The sequence below is a fragment of the Blautia sp. NSJ-140 genome (assembly GCF_022868965.1).
In the GTDB taxonomy this organism is placed as follows: Bacteria; Bacillota; Clostridia; order Lachnospirales; family Lachnospiraceae; genus Blautia_A.
In genome coordinates, this window is the sequence record NZ_JALIFS010000012.1 from 42,284 (window position 1) to 59,830 (window position 17,547).

15 protein-coding genes and 1 riboswitch are annotated in these 17,547 nt (G+C 46.8%); all 15 genes read right to left on the reverse strand.

Features of this window, described 5'->3' with window-relative positions; all coding sequences use genetic code 11:
- Window positions 1-88 precede the first annotated feature (88 nt).
- The 15 genes from MUB50_RS13450 to MUB50_RS13520 all read right to left on the reverse strand — a co-directional run bounded on the left by MUB50_RS13450 (window position 89) and on the right by MUB50_RS13520 (window position 17,533).
- A complete protein-coding gene (locus tag MUB50_RS13450) occupies window positions 89-1,078 on the reverse strand; it encodes a 3-isopropylmalate dehydrogenase (protein ID WP_244802544.1) in 990 nt (329 codons plus the stop codon).
- Window positions 1,079-1,520: 442 nt separating this feature from the next.
- Window positions 1,521-2,384 carry a 16S rRNA (cytidine(1402)-2'-O)-methyltransferase gene (rsmI, locus tag MUB50_RS13455; protein ID WP_244791620.1) on the reverse strand — a complete coding sequence of 288 codons (864 nt, stop codon included), beginning with the start codon at window positions 2,382-2,384 and terminating at the stop codon, window positions 1,521-1,523.
- A gap of 1,137 nt (window positions 2,385-3,521) precedes the next feature.
- On the reverse strand, window positions 3,522-4,262 hold the full coding sequence (locus MUB50_RS13460; RefSeq protein WP_059086497.1) for a tRNA1(Val) (adenine(37)-N6)-methyltransferase: 741 nt from the start codon (window positions 4,260-4,262) through the stop codon (window positions 3,522-3,524).
- On the reverse strand, window positions 4,252-5,151 hold the full coding sequence (locus MUB50_RS13465; protein WP_118516007.1) for a PSP1 domain-containing protein: 900 nt from the start codon (window positions 5,149-5,151) through the stop codon (window positions 4,252-4,254). The genes MUB50_RS13460 and MUB50_RS13465 overlap by 11 nt, the downstream gene beginning before the upstream one ends.
- 1 nt (window position 5,152) lies before the next feature.
- Window positions 5,153-6,142: a DNA polymerase III subunit delta' gene (holB, locus tag MUB50_RS13470; RefSeq protein WP_015526578.1), complete on the reverse strand. Its 990-nt coding sequence runs from the start codon at window positions 6,140-6,142 to the stop codon at window positions 5,153-5,155.
- A 101-nt stretch (window positions 6,143-6,243) separates the two neighbouring features.
- Complete coding sequence (locus MUB50_RS13475; RefSeq protein ID WP_118516008.1) at window positions 6,244-6,831, reverse strand: guanylate kinase; 588 nt, start codon at window positions 6,829-6,831, stop codon at window positions 6,244-6,246.
- Between the two features lie 76 nt (window positions 6,832-6,907).
- Complete coding sequence (locus MUB50_RS13480; protein ID WP_227574295.1) at window positions 6,908-8,347, reverse strand: aminotransferase class I/II-fold pyridoxal phosphate-dependent enzyme; 1,440 nt, start codon at window positions 8,345-8,347, stop codon at window positions 6,908-6,910.
- A 66-nt stretch (window positions 8,348-8,413) separates the two neighbouring features.
- Window positions 8,414-8,950, reverse strand: a complete 537-nt coding sequence (locus tag MUB50_RS13485; protein ID WP_118516015.1) for a Uma2 family endonuclease — start codon at window positions 8,948-8,950, stop codon at window positions 8,414-8,416.
- A 100-nt stretch (window positions 8,951-9,050) separates the two neighbouring features.
- Window positions 9,051-9,740 (reverse strand): response regulator transcription factor, encoded by a 690-nt coding sequence (locus tag MUB50_RS13490; protein WP_015526575.1) that lies wholly within the window; start codon window positions 9,738-9,740, stop codon window positions 9,051-9,053.
- Window positions 9,733-10,890 (reverse strand): sensor histidine kinase, encoded by a 1,158-nt coding sequence (locus MUB50_RS13495; protein WP_118625737.1) that lies wholly within the window; start codon window positions 10,888-10,890, stop codon window positions 9,733-9,735. Before MUB50_RS13495 ends, MUB50_RS13490 begins: the two co-directional genes overlap by 8 nt.
- 142 nt (window positions 10,891-11,032) lie before the next feature.
- Window positions 11,033-12,235 (reverse strand): methionine adenosyltransferase, encoded by a 1,203-nt coding sequence (gene metK, locus MUB50_RS13500; protein ID WP_227574293.1) that lies wholly within the window; start codon window positions 12,233-12,235, stop codon window positions 11,033-11,035.
- Between the two features lie 86 nt (window positions 12,236-12,321).
- Window positions 12,322-12,423: riboswitch (SAM riboswitch) on the reverse strand.
- 188 nt (window positions 12,424-12,611) lie between these two features.
- Entirely contained in the window at window positions 12,612-14,192 is a 1,581-nt protein-coding gene (locus MUB50_RS13505; protein WP_244791622.1) for a pilin N-terminal domain-containing protein, read from the reverse strand.
- Complete coding sequence (locus tag MUB50_RS13510; protein ID WP_244791624.1) at window positions 14,182-15,102, reverse strand: class C sortase; 921 nt, start codon at window positions 15,100-15,102, stop codon at window positions 14,182-14,184. The genes MUB50_RS13505 and MUB50_RS13510 overlap by 11 nt, the downstream gene beginning before the upstream one ends.
- 3 nt (window positions 15,103-15,105) lie before the next feature.
- The gene (locus MUB50_RS13515; protein ID WP_244791626.1) at window positions 15,106-15,966 is read right to left on the reverse strand and encodes a class C sortase; all 861 of its coding nucleotides are present in this window, start codon (window positions 15,964-15,966) and stop codon (window positions 15,106-15,108) included.
- 160 nt (window positions 15,967-16,126) lie between these two features.
- Entirely contained in the window at window positions 16,127-17,533 is a 1,407-nt protein-coding gene (locus MUB50_RS13520) for a SpaH/EbpB family LPXTG-anchored major pilin (protein ID WP_244791628.1), read from the reverse strand.
- Between the last annotated feature and the right edge of the window lie 14 nt (window positions 17,534-17,547).

Consider the following 17,547-nt stretch of genomic DNA (forward strand, 5'->3'; position numbering starts at 1 on the left):
ATAGGAAATACAGGCAAAAAAGTATCTTATTGAATGCAATTTCAAATTACACAGCACAATATGCGCTTAAAATATATGGAATATTCAGCTACTCCAGTAAAAGCCCAAATTCTTTTAACAATTTCTTCTGGTATTCCGGATCTGATGCCGATTTTATAATATCAGACGTCCTGCCCAGTTCAGCAAGACAGAGGATCAAACTGTTAATACTATGTTCTCCCTGCTGCATTCCCTGCTGCATCCCCTGCTGCATTCCCTGCTGCATCCCCTGCTGCATTCCCTGCTGCATCCCATCCTTTATTCCATCCTGCATTCCAATTCCATAACCTTCATCATAGCCAGCCTGTAAACTTTTTCTTATCTTTTCCTCAATCTGATCCTGTATGATCCGATTTAATGCTTCACACATACAATCCGCCTCCCTGAATTTTTCTTCATTAGCCCTTACGATCATCTGCATGACTGATTCGTACAAAGGATTTTTCTGCTTTTCTCTGTATTCATTGAGAAGTCGTTTCATATCTTCCTTATCTTTTATTCTATCAGTCAGACTTCTCAGCCACAGATTTTTCTGCTTCGACAACTGTTCCGTTACAATAACCTGAATTGGGATCTTAGATCCTGTTACGTAATAAATTCCTTCTTCTATCTTTTTTATCCGGCATTTCCAAAACTCCCTCAAATGTCGGAGCATCTTCCGGGGATATGCCCTGCTTACCAAAGAGATCGTAATCTCCTCAATTGGGATTTCATCCTCAGTTACCGTATCCGCTTTATAAAAAAATGCATATCCACACACCTTATAAAAATCATTGATGCTTATATAATCCGTCGGACTCTTATACTCAATGATATTATATTTCCGGAAGATCCTTCCGATGTTTTTATTAATGGGGATATCGGTCTTCTTTTTGATCACAAGCGCATCGATCTCCATTGGTTTCGTCCCAAGCTGATGCTCATTCTCAAAAATCAGATTCTCCCTTTCTGACTCCAGTTCTATCTGGATATCAGCAAAAAATGCAGGATGCCACTGCCGCAGGTTAGAGCTGTTTGTTCTGTTTTTGTTTACGATCATACACGACTCCTCTATTTTGATCTCAAGGAGCCTCATCTGAAAACTCCTGCTGAAAAATGGAAAAAAGCATGAATTTTCTGAGATGACAGGCAATCTGCCTGATATATGAAATGTAATAGAAAAATAAGATTATTTTTAGAAAAATATGCTTTTACAGCATTTCCATAGAATCCCGGAACTGCTTTTTATTTTTGATAAGATCAGCTTACCACAATATGGTCTGTACTGCAAGCAAATCATTTCGACAAAATCCGCACAGTACTTTTTATATTACTGTTCACTCCGTTCTCAGCAACACGCTTCGCGATGCCAATGAACAGTAATCTTTTTATTACTATAAAAAAAGCCACATACGCTCCCAAAAAATCCTTGGTCACAGTATGCAGCTTATTCAATCATCCACGATCACGTTATTACGATCCGTGCCGCAACTTACACCTGATCATTCAGCAGAACCTTCTCCATCCAGAAGCGCCTTATAAATATCCCGCTTGGAAACACCACGATCCTTGGCAGCAAGCTTCATGGCATCCTTCCTGGAATTCCCCTGCTGCTCATACATTGCCACATGCTCCGCAATGGAAATCTCCTCCCAGGAAGCACGCTTCTCCGCCTCCATCTCACTGCGGCTCCTGCCCTCGATCACGAGAACACACTCACCCAGCGGCTTCTCATCTTTATAAAAATCCATCAGATCATCGATCGTAGTCCGGAATGCCGTCTCATGCTTCTTGGTCAGCTCTCTACAAAGAGTCATCCGGCGGTTGCCAAGCGCCTCTCTGAGCTCACCAAGGGTCCGTACAAGCCTGTGAGGCGCCTCATACAGGATAATAGTCCTGGTTTCACAGGAAAGCTCCTCCAGGATCGTTTTTCGTTCTTTCTTATCCGCCGGAAGAAAAGCCTCGAAAGCAAAACGCTTGGTATGCAGGCCTGACAAAGTCAGAGCAGTGATGCAGGCAGCAGGACCCGGAAGCGAAGTCACTTCAATTCCGGCTTCATAGCACATGGCGGCAAGCTCCTCCCCGGGATCTGAGATACCCGGAGTACCTGCATCTGTGATCAACGCAATGTTTGTACCTGCCAGCAGCTTTTCCACAAGGACATGGCCCTTATCTATCTTATTGTATTCGTGGTAGCTGGTCATGGGGGTTTTTATATCAAAATGATTCAGCAGTTTTATGCTGTTGCGGGTATCTTCCGCGGCGATTAAGTCCACTTCCCGAAGGGTTTTTAGTACTCGAAGGGTGATGTCTTCGAGGTTTCCTATGGGGGTGGCACATAAGTATAGTTTTCCGTTTTGTTTCATATTTGCCTCTTTTCTCGCTTGACCGCGGGGAGTTTTTTTCCACTTGGCCGTGGGGGATTTCGCTTGACCTCCGGGGGGATTCCGCTCGACCGCGGGGGGGATTCCGCTCGACCGCAGGGGTTTCCGCTTGACAGCGGGGGTTTGTTTAAGTTTGGAAGCTTTTAAAACCGCAAAGGGGCCGCAAAGCCGCGCCCCCTCTGCACACCCCTTGGGCTTTTTTTAAGTAGTGCAAGGGATTCGTTGTTCTTATTTGTTGACTTGTGTCTGTATGCTTCGGTATTCAGCGCGCTACGCTGTGCCGATGTTGTTTTATTTCTTCACCTTCTCCGTGATTCACTTCTGGCAAGGTGTCTGTATTCTTCGATACTCAGCGCACTACGCTGTGCCGATATTATTTTATTTCTTCACTTTCTCCGTGATTCACCTCTGGCAAGGTGTCTGTATTCTTCGATACTCAGCGCACTACGCTATGCCGATATTATTTCATTTCTTCACTTTCTCCGTGATTCACCTCTGGCAAGGTGTCTGTATTCTTCGATACTCAGCGCACTACGCTATGCCGATATTATTTCATTTCTTCACTTTCTCCGTGATTCACTTCCGGCAAGGTCTCTGTATTCTTCGATACTCAGCGCACTACGCTATGCCGATATTATTTCATTTCCTCACTTTCTCCGTGATTCACTTCTGGCAAGGTGTCTGTATGCTTCGATATTCAACGCACTACGCTGTGCCGATATTATTTCATTTCTTCACTTTCTCCGTGATTCACTTCTGGCAAGGTGTCTGTATTCTTCGATACTCAGCGCGCTACGCGCTGCGATCTCTCGCTTTGAATCTCAGGTGAGGGGAGGCAGGCTGCTGGTGGTGACGTTAGCGGAGCCCCCGTCAGCGAGGTGAGGATAGCTGCTGCCACCGAGCGCACTGTTTGAGCGAAGCGAGTTTGCGCGAATGGCAGCAAACCGGCGCCGCAGCCGAGCAGGGGGCGCAGCGTGTCACCACCAGCAGCCTGCCTCCCCTCACCGCCCCTTCACCAACAGAAGACCCACAGCCACCATCACCTCCCAGCCATCCAGCGCAGCGCCGATGGCCCAAAACCTCCCGAGCAGCCACCCCAAGCCACCCTAAGCCACAACATCACACCATCCGATACAACTCCAAAACATCCTCCGTATAAACCCCCGGCCGCTCATAAACCACCAGCGGCCGCTCAACCCGAATCCTGGAATTCCCGCCCTTACAAGCCTCGATCAACACCATATTCGGCTCCTTATCAATAAAAGGATACACCAGCTGCATCCTCTTAGGCTCCAGCTTATACTTCGTCAAAGTTGCCATCAGCTCCACAAGCCGAAACGGCCTGTGCACCAGAAAAAACCGCCCCCTGTCCTTCAGGACCCGGGCAGCCTGACAAGCCACATCATCAAACGAACACAAAATCTCATGCCTCGCGATCGCCTTCGGAAGATGCGGATTCGTCAACCCATGCTGCCCGATCATATACGGCGGATTACACGTCACCACATCAAAAGAAGCCGCCCCAAAAATCCCGGCAGCCTCCCTGATATCACCCTCAACGATCCGAACCCTGTCCTCAAGACCATTATACCTCACACTACGGTCAGCCATCTCCGCACACTCATGCTGGATCTCCAGCCCCGTGAAATGCTCCCCATCCGTACGATCAGAAAGCAAGATCGGAATGATCCCCGTACCGGTCCCCATATCCAGAGCAACCTCACCCCTCTTCACCCGGGCAAAGCCAGACAACAGAACCGCATCCATCCCAAAGCAAAACTTCTTCGGATCCTGGATCACAAACAACCCATTCTGAAGATCATCCACACGCTCACCGCAATAAACCAGATCACTTCTCATTCGGCTTCGAATCTCCCTTTTTAACCTCTTTCTCCTCGTGGTCAGCAGAACCGGCACCACCCTTACCCTTTTTTCTCTTAGGGCGGAACCTCAGATCACGGACCGGAAACTCCTGGATCTCCTTCTCGTCATTCACCTCAACCACGATCTTAACCATCTGCCGGAGAACATTCACACTCTGGACCGTACCCGAAACACCCTGCGGCGTCGTCACAATATCACCGATACCCGGAAGATTCCGGTTCAGCTCCTCATAAGTCTCCTGCTCATTCTTCAGACAGCACATCAGACGACCACAAACACCTGAAATCTTCGTCTGGTTCAGAGAAAGATTCTGCTCCTTCGCCATCTTGATGGAAACCGGCGCAAACTCCGAAAGATACGTATGACAGCAAAGCGTCCTTCCACAAATACCAATACCGCCAAGGATCTTCGTCTCATCACGGACACCGATCTGACGAAGCTCGATCCTGGTCTTAAACACAGACGCCAGATCCTTAACCAGCTGCCGGAAATCAATACGGCCATCCGCTGTAAAATAAAACAGTACCTTGTTATTATCAAAGGTATACTCCGCATCGATCAGCTTCATCTCAAGCCCATGCTCACGGATCTTCTTCTTGCAGATCTTAAAAGCCTCTTTCTCCTTCCGGCGGTTCTCAGCCTCATGGTCCTCGTCCTCCTTCGTTGCAACACGGAGAACCTCCTTCAGCGGATGGACCACCTCGTCCTCCTTCACGCTGCGCGGCTCCAGGACAACACGGCCATACTCCACACCACGGGCAGTCTCCACGATCACATGATCGCCGACCTTCACCTTGTAATTCTTAGGATTAAAATAATAAATCTTACCAACGTTACGAAATCTGACTCCAACTACCTTTTCCATTCTATTTCTCCCTAATTGTCAGGAACAGGAGCTCCAGGGCAAGTTCGAGATTAACATTGGCACGGAGACGCACCTTCGTCTTCTCCAGTGCCTCAAGGATTTTTTCGATATTCTCATAAGAACGCTCGCTGGCCTGCTCTCTGATAAAATTAATCTCCTGTTTAAAAACCAGGTTGTCAATTTCCCTTGTTGCCTTAAACATCAGAACATCGCGGAACCAGAACTGGAAAATATCCAGATAATCATTGATATTATTCTTATCAGCAGTCAAAGTCTTGATCGCCTCTGTCAGCTCATAAACCTCCATGGAATTGGCATATTTCAAAATCTTCAGGGCATTGGCAGTCATATCCGCAAACTCCTGAGAAGTAGCAGCCTCCTTCGCCTTGCCGATACTGCCCTGCGCATAAGACGCATCGATCTCAGCCTGATAATCCGGCACCTGAAGATGCTCCATCAGATATTCCTTCACAAGACTGTCATCCACCACCTTCAGATCCAGACGCACACATCTGGAACGGATCGTAGGAAGAAGACTGTCGATATTGCTTGTCAGCAGCATGATCACCGCATATTCCGGCGGTTCCTCGATAGTTTTCAAAATGGCATTCTGCGCCTGCACCGTCATCATCTCCGCATCCGGAATGATGTATATCTTATACGGACTGCAGTACGGCTTGATATCCACATCACGCACAACCTGGTCACGCACCTCGTCAATACTGATGCTTCCAGGCTTCTCATGAGTTACTGTAATGATATCCGGATGATTCTTGCCGATCACCTTCTTACAGGAATCACAAGTCATACACGGTTCAGACTCTCCCGATTCACACTGCAGTGCTGCCGCAAAAGTCCCCGCAAGAAGCTTCTTGCCGGATCCCGGTTCCCCTGTAAAAATATAAGAATGGGATACCTTCCCTGTCTCTATCGCATTCTTCAAATGCCTGATTATATCGTCATGGCCGATGATGTCATGAAATCCTGCCATAAGAATCACCTCTTTCTGCCTTTTGTGCCCTCCGTTATACCCGGCGGACATCTTTCAACTAATTATAACATAATCTTCTGTATAAAAAAAACTATTTTTCCTTATTGTACAGATTTTATATAATTTACGATCTCCTTCACACATTCATCCAGATTATGATTCTCAAAACGCTTCCATATACCTGCTTTAAGAATATTTTCCTCGGAAAAATCATTCTGGTCTGCCAGAAAACGCCTGCACATCTCCTCGTACTTCGGCACCTCCTGGGTCTTCTCCCTGGCAAGCGCACGCTCCAGACGTTCTCCGTCTTCCACCTCTATATAAACCGGCCACATCACTTCATTGCCGTAATACTCCCGGAGCCTCACAAAAGACTCCAGTGTACCGATCCCCAGATAGCTGTCATTTCCCACAGACACCTGCCCGTCATCCGCAGTAAAATATGTCCACGGCCCGTAAACCGTCTGATAAGTACGCGCCTCGATCAGCTTCCCGTTTCTTCGGAACTCCTTCAGTTTATTCTCATCCGCAAAAAAATATTCTCTTCCATTCACCTCTCCATCCCGGATCGGACGGGTAGTATAGATCACAAGCCGCTTAAGCCCCAGCTCCTGATCCCCCTCCAGCTGTCTGTAAATACTGTCCTTACCGGAAGAGCTTTTTCCCATAATGTAAAAAATCTTTCCCATATGTCTCCTCTGCTGCATATGCGTTACTATACACGCTCTGCTCCGTAATACACAGAACAGTCTGCTGCCACGCACCTCACATCTCATTTCTCACAACACACACCGTCTCACTGGTCTGGTCGCTCAGGCCCTGGACCTCAAAGCCCTGTTCCAGGTATCTTCTCACATTTTTTACGAAATGTCCAGAAATCTGTTCCCCCGGAACGATCAGCGGGATCCCCGGCGGATAAAGATACGCAAACTCCCCGGACGTCCGTCCGATACACTCATCCAGCGGACACCGCTCACTCTCCGCATCCATAGCCTGGGAGATCCGCATGACCTGCTTCATTTTTCCGTTTTTCAAGGGCGCCCTCTCCACAGCCTCTTCTCTGTATTTTAACGATTCACGACGGTCGATCTCTTCAATAGCATCACAAAGCCGCTCAAAACCCTCCGCAGTATCACCCACAGCCGCCAGCGCCAGCACATAATTCTCCGCCTCCATCTCCATTTCCAGATGAAACTCACTCCGGAGGATCTGATGCAGCTCCCGGCCGTTCAGCGAACTGTTCACAGTAGAAAGCAATATCTTGGATCTGTCAAAATCAAAAACTCTCTGGCACTCACAGGCCTGCGGCGTCACCAGCCGGATATACTTACACTCGGAAAGACGCCTGCGTGCTTTTTCCAGATTCTCCGTAAACACACGGAACATCTCATCCCCCTCACGCTCCAGCTTATCCATGCACGCATCAATGCTGCTCATAAGAATATAAGAAGGACTGCTGCTCTGATAGATTCCCAGGAAACGCTTCAGTTTTTCCCGGCTCACCCGCTCACTGCACAGATGGATCACCCCCGTCTGAGTCAGACAGGGCAGCGTCTTATGCACACTGTTGATCACCACATCCGCACCAAGCTGCGCCGCAGACACCGGAAAATAATCCGAAAACCGAAAATGCGCCCCGTGAGCCTCATCAACGATCAACGGCACACCATAGTGATGTGCGATCTCCGCGATCCTCGCCACATCCGACACGATCCCGTCATAAGTCGGCGAAGTGATCAGCACCGCCTGGATATCCGGATTTTCCGCCAGATACATTTCCACACGGCCGGGTGAAATCCCTCCGTTTATCCCCAATTTCGGATCTTCATGTGGATAAATATACGTAGCACTCAGCTCCCGCAGATAAATCGCATGGTAAACCGCCTTATGGCAGTTCCTTGCCACCAGAATCTGTCCCCCCTTATCCACAGCCGCAGACACCGCCGCCAGGATCGCCCCGGAGCTTCCATTAATACTGTAAAAACTCTCCGGCACACCATAAAGTCGTGCGACATCCTCCTGGGCCCTTTTCAAAATATCCTCAGCATGATGCAGGTTATCAAACCCGTCAATCTCCGTAATATCCCTCTCCACCGGAAAATCCCCATCCACAGCCAGCGGATTCCTCTTATGCCCCGGCATATGAAACGGATAAAAATCACTCTTACCGTACGCTTCCAGTTTCTTGTATAATCTGTCTTCCATAGTTCGTCCTTTTCATCCTAAAAACAAGGAGGGGCTATCACCAGACGATATTCCCCTCCATTTTTATCACATCTCAGCAAAATCGATCCTCAGCTCCTCATAGATCCCCACCTTGATCGAATCCTGAAATGTATACTGCTCCGTATCCTCATTTTCAAAATCATACACCATTACCAGCTTCTTCACAGGATCCACGATCCAGTACTCTCTCACACCGGCAGTCCTGTATTTAAACAGCTTGGTATAATAATCCATACGCCTGCTCGCCGGAGAAACGATCTCGATGATCCAGTCCGGAGCCCCCTTGCATCCCCTGTCATCCAGCTTATCCGGATCACAGATAACAGAAACATCCGGTTCCACATAAGTATTCGTTTTCTCATCCAGATACACAGCAAACGGTGCGGCAAACACCTCACATTTCCCCTTATTAGCCTCTATATAGTTACCTATCTTTCTGGACAAGATACTTGAGATCCTCTGATGCATCGTATTCGGCGGCGCCATATAATAAATATGTCCATCGATCAGTTCCGCTCTTTCACCCTCCGGCAAAGCATAAATATCCTCTATCGTATAAATTCTTTCCCTCAACAGCGGCATATCTCCACTCCTCTCAAAAGCACCCGACAGATCATACACCATCATTCCGATCTGCACTCATACCCCTGCAGCAGCTCCATCCGAAGCCTTCCCCGCAGGCTCACACCTTAAACCGGTATCCCACACCCCAGATTGTCTCAATATACTGAGGCTTGGCCGTATTAAACTCGATCTTCTCACGGATCTTCTTGATATGCACCGTAACCGTAGCGATATCACCCACAGACTCCATATCCCAGATCTCCCGGAAAAGCTCCTCCTTTGTAAAAACCCTGTTCGGATTCTCAGCCAGAAAGGTCAAAAGATCAAACTCCTTGGTAGTAAACGTCGTCTCCTCACCATTGACCCACACACGCCTGGCCGTCTTATCGATCTTAATACCACGGATCTCGATCACATCATTCTTATGCACATTGGAACCAACCAGCCGGTTATAACGCTCCATATGCGCCTTCACACGTGCAACCAGCTCACTTGGGCTGAACGGCTTGGTCATATAATCATCCGCACCAAGACCCAGTCCGCGGATCTTATCGATATCATCCTTCTTAGCAGAAACCATAATGATCGGCGTATTCTTCTCCTCACGGACCTGCCGGCAGATATCGAAGCCATCCACCTCCGGAAGCATCAGATCCAGGATGATCAGATCAAACTCCTCCTTCATGGCACGTACAAGCCCCGTATCACCACGGTTCTCGATCTCCACCTCAAAACCCGAAAGCTCCAAGTAATCCTTCTCCAGATCTGCGATCGCTTCCTCATCCTCTATGATCAAAATCCTACTCATTCATCGGTACCTCCTGATATTTTCTGAGAACAAAATACATGATCGTTCCGATTCCCAGCCGGCTTGTGGCCCAGACCTTTCCACCATGATCCTCCATGATCTTCTTTACGATGGAAAGCCCGATACCGCTTCCTCCCTTGGAAGAATTCCTGGAAACATCGGTACGGTAAAAACGGTCAAAAATATACGGCAGATCCTTGGCGGCAATACCCTTGCCGTTATCCTCGATCTCCACCTGGATAAAATCACCCACATCCTTCACCCGGAGCTGGATGATCCCCCTAGGCTTCTCCATATACTTGATGGCATTACTCACAATATTATGGATCACACGGCGGATCTGCTCACCATCCGCAATAACCTGCACACCCTTCTCCACATAATTGGCATACACAAGCTCGATCCCCCTGGTCTCCATCTCAAGCCCAAGCTCCTCCGCACAATCCGAAAAATAATCCTCCACATTCAGCTTGCTGAACGTATACGGAATACGGTTGGTATCGATCTTGGAATAAAAGGTCAGCTCATTGATCAGATGATCCATCTCATTGGTCTTATTATAAATGGTACGCACATACCGGTCCATCTTCTCCGGCGTATCCGCCACACCATCCATGATTCCCTCCACATAACCCTTCACCGCAGTGATCGGCGTCTTCAGATCATGGGAAATATTGCTGATCAGCTCCTTATTCTCCTTATCCATCAGGATCTTCTCTTCCGTGGACTCCTTCAGACGCTTACGCATCTCCTCAAAATCCTGGCAAAGCTGGGAAAATTCATCATTTCCCTCAACCTCCAGCACAAAATCCAGATTCCCCTCCTTGATGTTCTTGGTAGCTTTCTTAAGCTTCACCAGCGGAACCGCAATACTCCGATAGATCCACAACCCTACGGACAACGCGGTAAAAACAAGGATGATCGTTGCGGTCAGGATCATATCCTTGGCCATCAGCTTCACCTGGTTACTGGAAGACTGCGCCAGAGAAATATCATAGACCATCTGGCTGGAGTCCGAAGCCTGGCTGCTGCTCTCCTGCACATGCCTCGCCTGCGTCTGGCTGAACCCGTACAGACTTGCGGAAAAAAGAAGCAGCGGCAGCAGGATGATCGCAACGAAGCCCACAATAATACGCGTCTTTAACTTCATCTGTATCTCCGTCCTTTATAAATTCACACATTCGCATACACGTATTATAACATAAACTATATTCCCTATCTCTAAATTTTCTATAAAAAAGCCCCCGGTACTGATACTACCGGGGGCTTCACTCTTTATTCTTCTGAAACGATTATTCGTAGCTGTTGCAAAGATACTTCTTCAGAGTCTCAACCTTGTCCAGATGCTCCCATGGAAGATCAACATCTGTACGGCCAAAATGACCATAAGCAGCAGTCTGCTTGTAGATCGGACGGCGAAGGTCAAGCATCTTGATGATACCAGCCGGACGAAGATCAAAATTCTCACGAACGATCTCAACAAGTCTGGTCTCAGAAAGCTTACCTGTTCCGAAAGTATTCACACTGACAGAAGTCGGATGAGCAACACCGATCGCATAGGAAAGCTGGATCTCACACTTGTCAGCAAGACCAGCTGCAACAATGTTCTTTGCAACATAACGTGCAGCATAAGCAGCAGAACGGTCAACCTTTGTGCAGTCCTTACCGGAGAAAGCACCGCCGCCGTGACGTCCTGTTCCGCCGTAGGTATCAACGATGATCTTACGTCCTGTCAGACCACTGTCACCGTGAGGTCCGCCGATAACAAAACGACCTGTCGGATTGATGAAATACTTAGTATCAGCATCAACCATATCAGCCGGAATGATCGCATCAAAAACATACTTCTTAATATCCTCATGGATCTGCTCCTGAGTAACATCCGGATCATGCTGTGTAGAGCATACGACAGCATCGATTCTCTTCGGCTTGCCGGCCTCATCATACTCAACAGTAACCTGAGTCTTTCCATCCGGTCTTAAATATTTCAGAGTGCCGTCCTTACGAACCTTTGTCAGCTGCTGAGCAAGCTTGTGAGCCATGTTGATGGCATATGGCATATACTCCTCAGTCTCATTGGAAGCATAACCAAACTGAAGACCCTGGTCACCGGCACCGATGGAATCCAGTTCGTCCTCATTCATATCGTCCTCTTTCTGCTCAAGAGCCTTATCAACACCCATAGCGATATCTGTGGACTGCTTGTCAAGTGATGTGATAACCGCACAGGTATCTGCGTCAAAGCCATAATCCGCATTGTCATATCCGATCTCACGGATAGTATCACGAACGATCTTCTGGATATCAACATTAGCCTTGGTTGTGATCTCACCCATAACAAGTACAAGACCTGTTGTAGTAGCAGTCTCGCAGGCAACACGGCTCATCGGATCCTGTGCCATCATAGCATCAAGGATCGCATCAGAAATAGAGTCGCAGACCTTGTCAGGATGACCCTCAGTTACAGATTCAGACGTAAATAAAATTTTCTCCATAATCTTCTCCTTTTGTAATAAAACAACGGTTATACACATAAAAAACAGCCCGTACAATCCGGACTGTTTAAGTTCTGTAAACAATCCTCTTATTGTTCGATTGCTCGCTCAGGTTGGCACCTTCCTGGATTCTCCGGGGTTGCCGTGGCTTCACAGATCCTTTGTATCTCCACCACTCTGAATAAAAGGCTATCTTTTATGAAATTTACTGCAACACATACAATATACTTATCATACCAAAATGTCAAGAGCAATTTTCGATAAAAAATATCACCCGTTACTTTTTCATCCCCAATACGTAAATATTCCAAAAAAAGAACCGGGCATCCACATCGCCCGGTTCTTCCATCGATCATCCTTCAGAATGATCCGTTATTTATTTTTTCTTCTTTCTCCTAACTCCATAAGCTGCACCACCGCCAACAATGATCGCTGCTGCAAGGATTCCAACCCATACGCCGATCGGTGTATCATCGCCGGTCTTTACAGAACGTCTTGCTGTACCGCTGGTATCGTTCGGAGCTGTTCCGCCCGCTGTGCCGTTATTCGGGATCGGAGTGATCCGATCATTTCCACCATGATTTCCACCAGGTGTAACAGTCGGAATCGGTGTCGGCTCGGAAGAAAGACTGTTGGTGATCTCTTTTGTTACAGTATATCGGTTATCATTATTCAGTGTAACCTCACCCTGACCGGTAACTGTATACTTAAAGGTATCATCATCAACCGGATTTCCATCCTTATCCGTCTCCAGAACAGTATAAGTAACACTGTTGATCTCCTGATCCTTTGGAAGATCCAACATTACCTCAACACTACCATTCTGTTTCAGAGTCACTACCTTCTCAAGCGTCAGCTCACCGTTACTCTCAGTGGAGAACACACCTGCATAGAACGTATCATCCACAGTAGAAGCAACACCATCGATCATCACATTCTTCTTAATGTTGATAAATCCGTTACGGCTGAATATATCGGAAATCTTTGTATAATAGTTATTTACATAAGCCGTTGCCTCAGCAGCACCACTATCTCCACCGATCACAACCTGATTGGACTTCTCTTCACTCTCGCCATTCAGCTTCGTTACATTGTAGTAGTAAAGATTCTCCTCATCCACCTCGATCTTCGTATTCTGCTGAAGAAGATTTCCATCCTCATCCAGCTCAAATACATAATAGGTGCCATCCGGAACATCCGTCCATGTAGCTGTACCACTGGAAGCATTCTGGATATGGATATCCTTTAAATAATCATCACGGAACGGGATCGTACCTTCCTGATCCGAAAAAACGCCAACCTTATAAGTTACATCCTCCTTCGTTTCCAGAGGAATCACATTGTCATTCTCATCAACATTATAGATCCTCTTCGTAACCTGGATCTGTGTATGCTGTTTCGTTGAAGCCTTCGGATATGCCTGCACATCATACATCCAGCCCTGCTCCTGATCTGCAAAAGGAACGGAGATCAGCATCGGTGAAACCGCAACACTGCTGTTCGCATCTGTCTGCACCACCAGATACATGCCCTCAGCCAGATCGGTAACAATAATATTACCCTCTGCATCAGAGGTTCTGGACAGACCCCACACATCCACGCTTCCGCTGCTGATCATATCTGCCAGCTGCCCTGCTGCTTCATACCAGCCGTCAGCCGTCGTGATGGAATCAAAATCGATTGCTGCGGCAGCCAGTGCCTCATCCAGCACGAAATGCACATTACCATCAAAATTCACACTGCCAACCTTGTAGATCGTCAGCCCTACATCCGGCAGCGGAGTCTGGTTCCCCTCCTCATCCGCCTGCTGAACCGTCAACGTCAGATTACCCTTTGTTCCAGCTACATAATCCCCGGCGAAAACCGGCTGCAAAACACTCGTGACCAGCATAGCCGTCAGCATCAGAACAGCCAGAAGGCTCCGGAATATTTTCCCTTGCTTTCTTCTATTTTTCATCGCTCTCTGCCTCCTCTTTCCTTTCTGAAAGCTGTTTCATTCTGCGTTTTTTATCCTTGCGGCGGACAATCAGGTAAATCAGCAGAATCAGAATAACAAGCGCTGCCGCACCGCCGGCAAGAACCCTCTTCGGATCCACAACCGCAAGCTTCTGCGGAATCGTTTCGTCATTCTTAGTAACTTCTTCTTCCACATACTTCGTCCGAATACCACGAACGAGAAGTCTGTGGGTATTCACCGCATAAGGCGTACACGTAACCAGTGTCACATGATCCTCGCCCTCAACAATATCCAGGTCACTGGTCTCATCCGGAAGCACCGTCTTGATCTGATCCACCTTGTAGGCCAGATGCTTGCCAAGAATGTGCAGGATAAAAATATCTCCCTTTTCCATCTGATCCAGATCTGTAAAAAGCTTCGCATTCGGAAGACCTCGATGCGCCGCCAGAACCGCATGGGTGCTCTTGCCTCCGATAGGAAGACTGGTGCCCTCCACGTGGCCCACACCCTTTTCCAGCACGGTCTTGCTCAGTCCGTGATAGATAGCCAGCTTCGCTTTGATCTTTGGAATCTCGATACTGCCCATCAGTCCGTCACCGTTAGGATCCAGGACTCCGTCATAGGGATGACTCAGCTCATAAGTATCCTCTTCCTCAAAAGCATCTACAATGGCATTCACCGGATGCTCGGCATTGTACTCCTTCGCCTCTTTCCACAGCCTGTCATAGTCATTGTCCGAAAGCTCTGTTACCGCTTCCTCGTACTTACTGACCAGCTGGGCGTTACGGTACTGGTTCCACATATCACTGATCGTAGGATAAAGGAACACTCCCGCCCCCGCCAGAAACACCAGGGCGATAAAAATGTTCAGGACAACATTACTCTTTTTCTTTTTTTTCTTTTTAGCCATAAACTATTTCCTGCGTCGTTTTTTGTTCTGAACAGAATTGATACCGGCAACCAGGAGCACCGCGATCACAATTCCGATCACAACACAGAGAGCAAGCATCGGAAGCGTCGGATTGGTGATTCCGGTAACCTTCTTCTCTGTTTTCTGAACCGCCTTCGCAGCCTTCATCGGAACTCTGTGTCCCCTCACCAGAAGTCTGTGCGTATTCACCGCATAAGGCGTACACGTAACCAGCGTTACATAATCATCCCCATCCGTGATACCCAGAGACTCTGTCTGCTCCGGAAGAACGGTAAGAATCTGATCCACCTCGTAGGCAAGAGTCTTACCCAGCACATGCAGGTAAAAAACATCTCCCTCTTCCACAAGATTCAGATCTGTAAAAAGTTTCGCACTTGGAAGTCCTCTGTGTGCCGACAAAATACAATGGGTACTCTTGCCGCCAACCGGAAGACTGCTGCCGAACAAATGACCGGCACCCTTCTCCAGAGACTCATCTGTCGTGTAATGATAGATTGGAATACTCACATCGATCACAGGAATCTCCACATACCCCATCATTCCATCACCATTCAGGTTCAGAAGAGACTCATATGTACTGTCCGTCTGTCCATCCCTCACGGAAAAAGCATCCGGCACACTTTCCTGCTTGATCTGTTCGTTATACTCCTGTGCTGCCTTCCACATGCTGTCAATCTTCTCCGCATTATCATCCGAAGAAACACTGCTGCTATAATCACTGATCAGCAGGCTGTCCCTGTACCGGTTCCAGGCATCACTGACCATTGGATACAGCAGTATGGACAACCCTATCAGAAACAGCAAACCAAGTCCAATATAATTTTTCTTCTTATTCTTTCTCATAGGTTTCTCCATACTGTTGTATTTACCACTCCCGGCCCCCGAAGGGGCCGGGCGGTAATGATTTCTTCAACAGAATAATCAGAAACTATTCTGTTTTAATACTTGCTTTGTCGTTGCTTATAAATAATCTTTGAATTGAATCAATCCGGCAATCAAACGATTACTCCTCAGATCCTTTTCTGCGGCTGATGAAGAAAGCACCAGCAGCGCCAGCCATAACTACAACACCGATGATAGTGAAGAGGTATGTTCCCATGCCACCTGTGGATGGAAGGGAGGAGAGTTTGGTATTGACAAATTCACCTGCATTAACAGTTACTTCTTTCTCTTCATCTGCTGTCATTGTAAATGCTTTATTCTCAGAACTTACTTTATAACCTGTCGGTGCTTTTGTCTCTTTGAATTCATAGTTGCCTTCATCAAGACCTGTAACTGTTAATGTACCGTTTGTTGCTACTAATGTAGTTGTAGCATCTTTTTCTCCATCCAGAGCAACCTTGTACTCACCAGCGCTTACTCTCACAACACTAACTGGTGTTTTTGTTGCCTCAGCACTTTCTTTTCCAGCAGAAGTTACCTTTAATAACTGGAACTCTGCGCCATTCAGTGTATTTCCCTTTATATCAACTTTCTTTAAAGTAACAGTTCCTGTATGACCATTTACAATACCCGGTACATAGTCAACAGTATTTGAATCTACTGTAGCACTGTTGTTATATGTGTGATCATTTTCTACTATAGCACTATATTTTACTTCAATTGTTGTACCAGCTTCTGTAGCTGAAATAAAATCACTTAAATCTACAGTATATGTTACAGTTCCATCCTCATTAGGAACAGTAGTTACTTTTAATGTATCTACAGTTTTAGCTTCTCCAGCAATTTTAACACTATCAAGAACAAAGCTGTCTGCCTTCAGACCTTTTGAAGTATCTACTACCTTGAACGTTTTTAACTCCTCATTCTTAGCATTTGTTTTTGATGCCATCTGTGTAGTTACTGTAAAGTTTACACGCTGTCCTCTGCGAACAAACTTATCATCAGCAGCTTTTGTAACCTTATATTCTGACATTTTAGCAACTACGTTAGCTGATTTACTAGCCATATAAGTATCACCGGCTTTATCATAGGTATTAGCTACCATAAGACTATAAGTACCTTTTGTGTCAAATGCACGAATAACATATGCACCGATTGGAAGGTTAGTAAATTCATGGCTTGTTCCAGATTCTATTGCAGTATAGTCTGCTGTTCGAGCATCTGCCGCATTTTTTAAGTCCTCAGACTTATTATCCTTAATCTTGAATTCACCATTCGTAGTATCTTCCTCAATATAGTCTTTAGCCCAATCAACTACCTTCCATGTCTGGTTTCCAGCATTATCCACATCAAGATAAATAATATTATACACATTCAATGTAGTCGCTACATCAGCTGCTAAATTTGTAACAGTAATTTTATCTGCGTAATGATCTTTTACCTGTGTTGCAAATACTGCTGTGCACATAGACAGTACCATAACCGCTGCCACTAATAATGCACCAATCTTTTTAAATAAATTTTTCATAAGGTTTGCTCCTT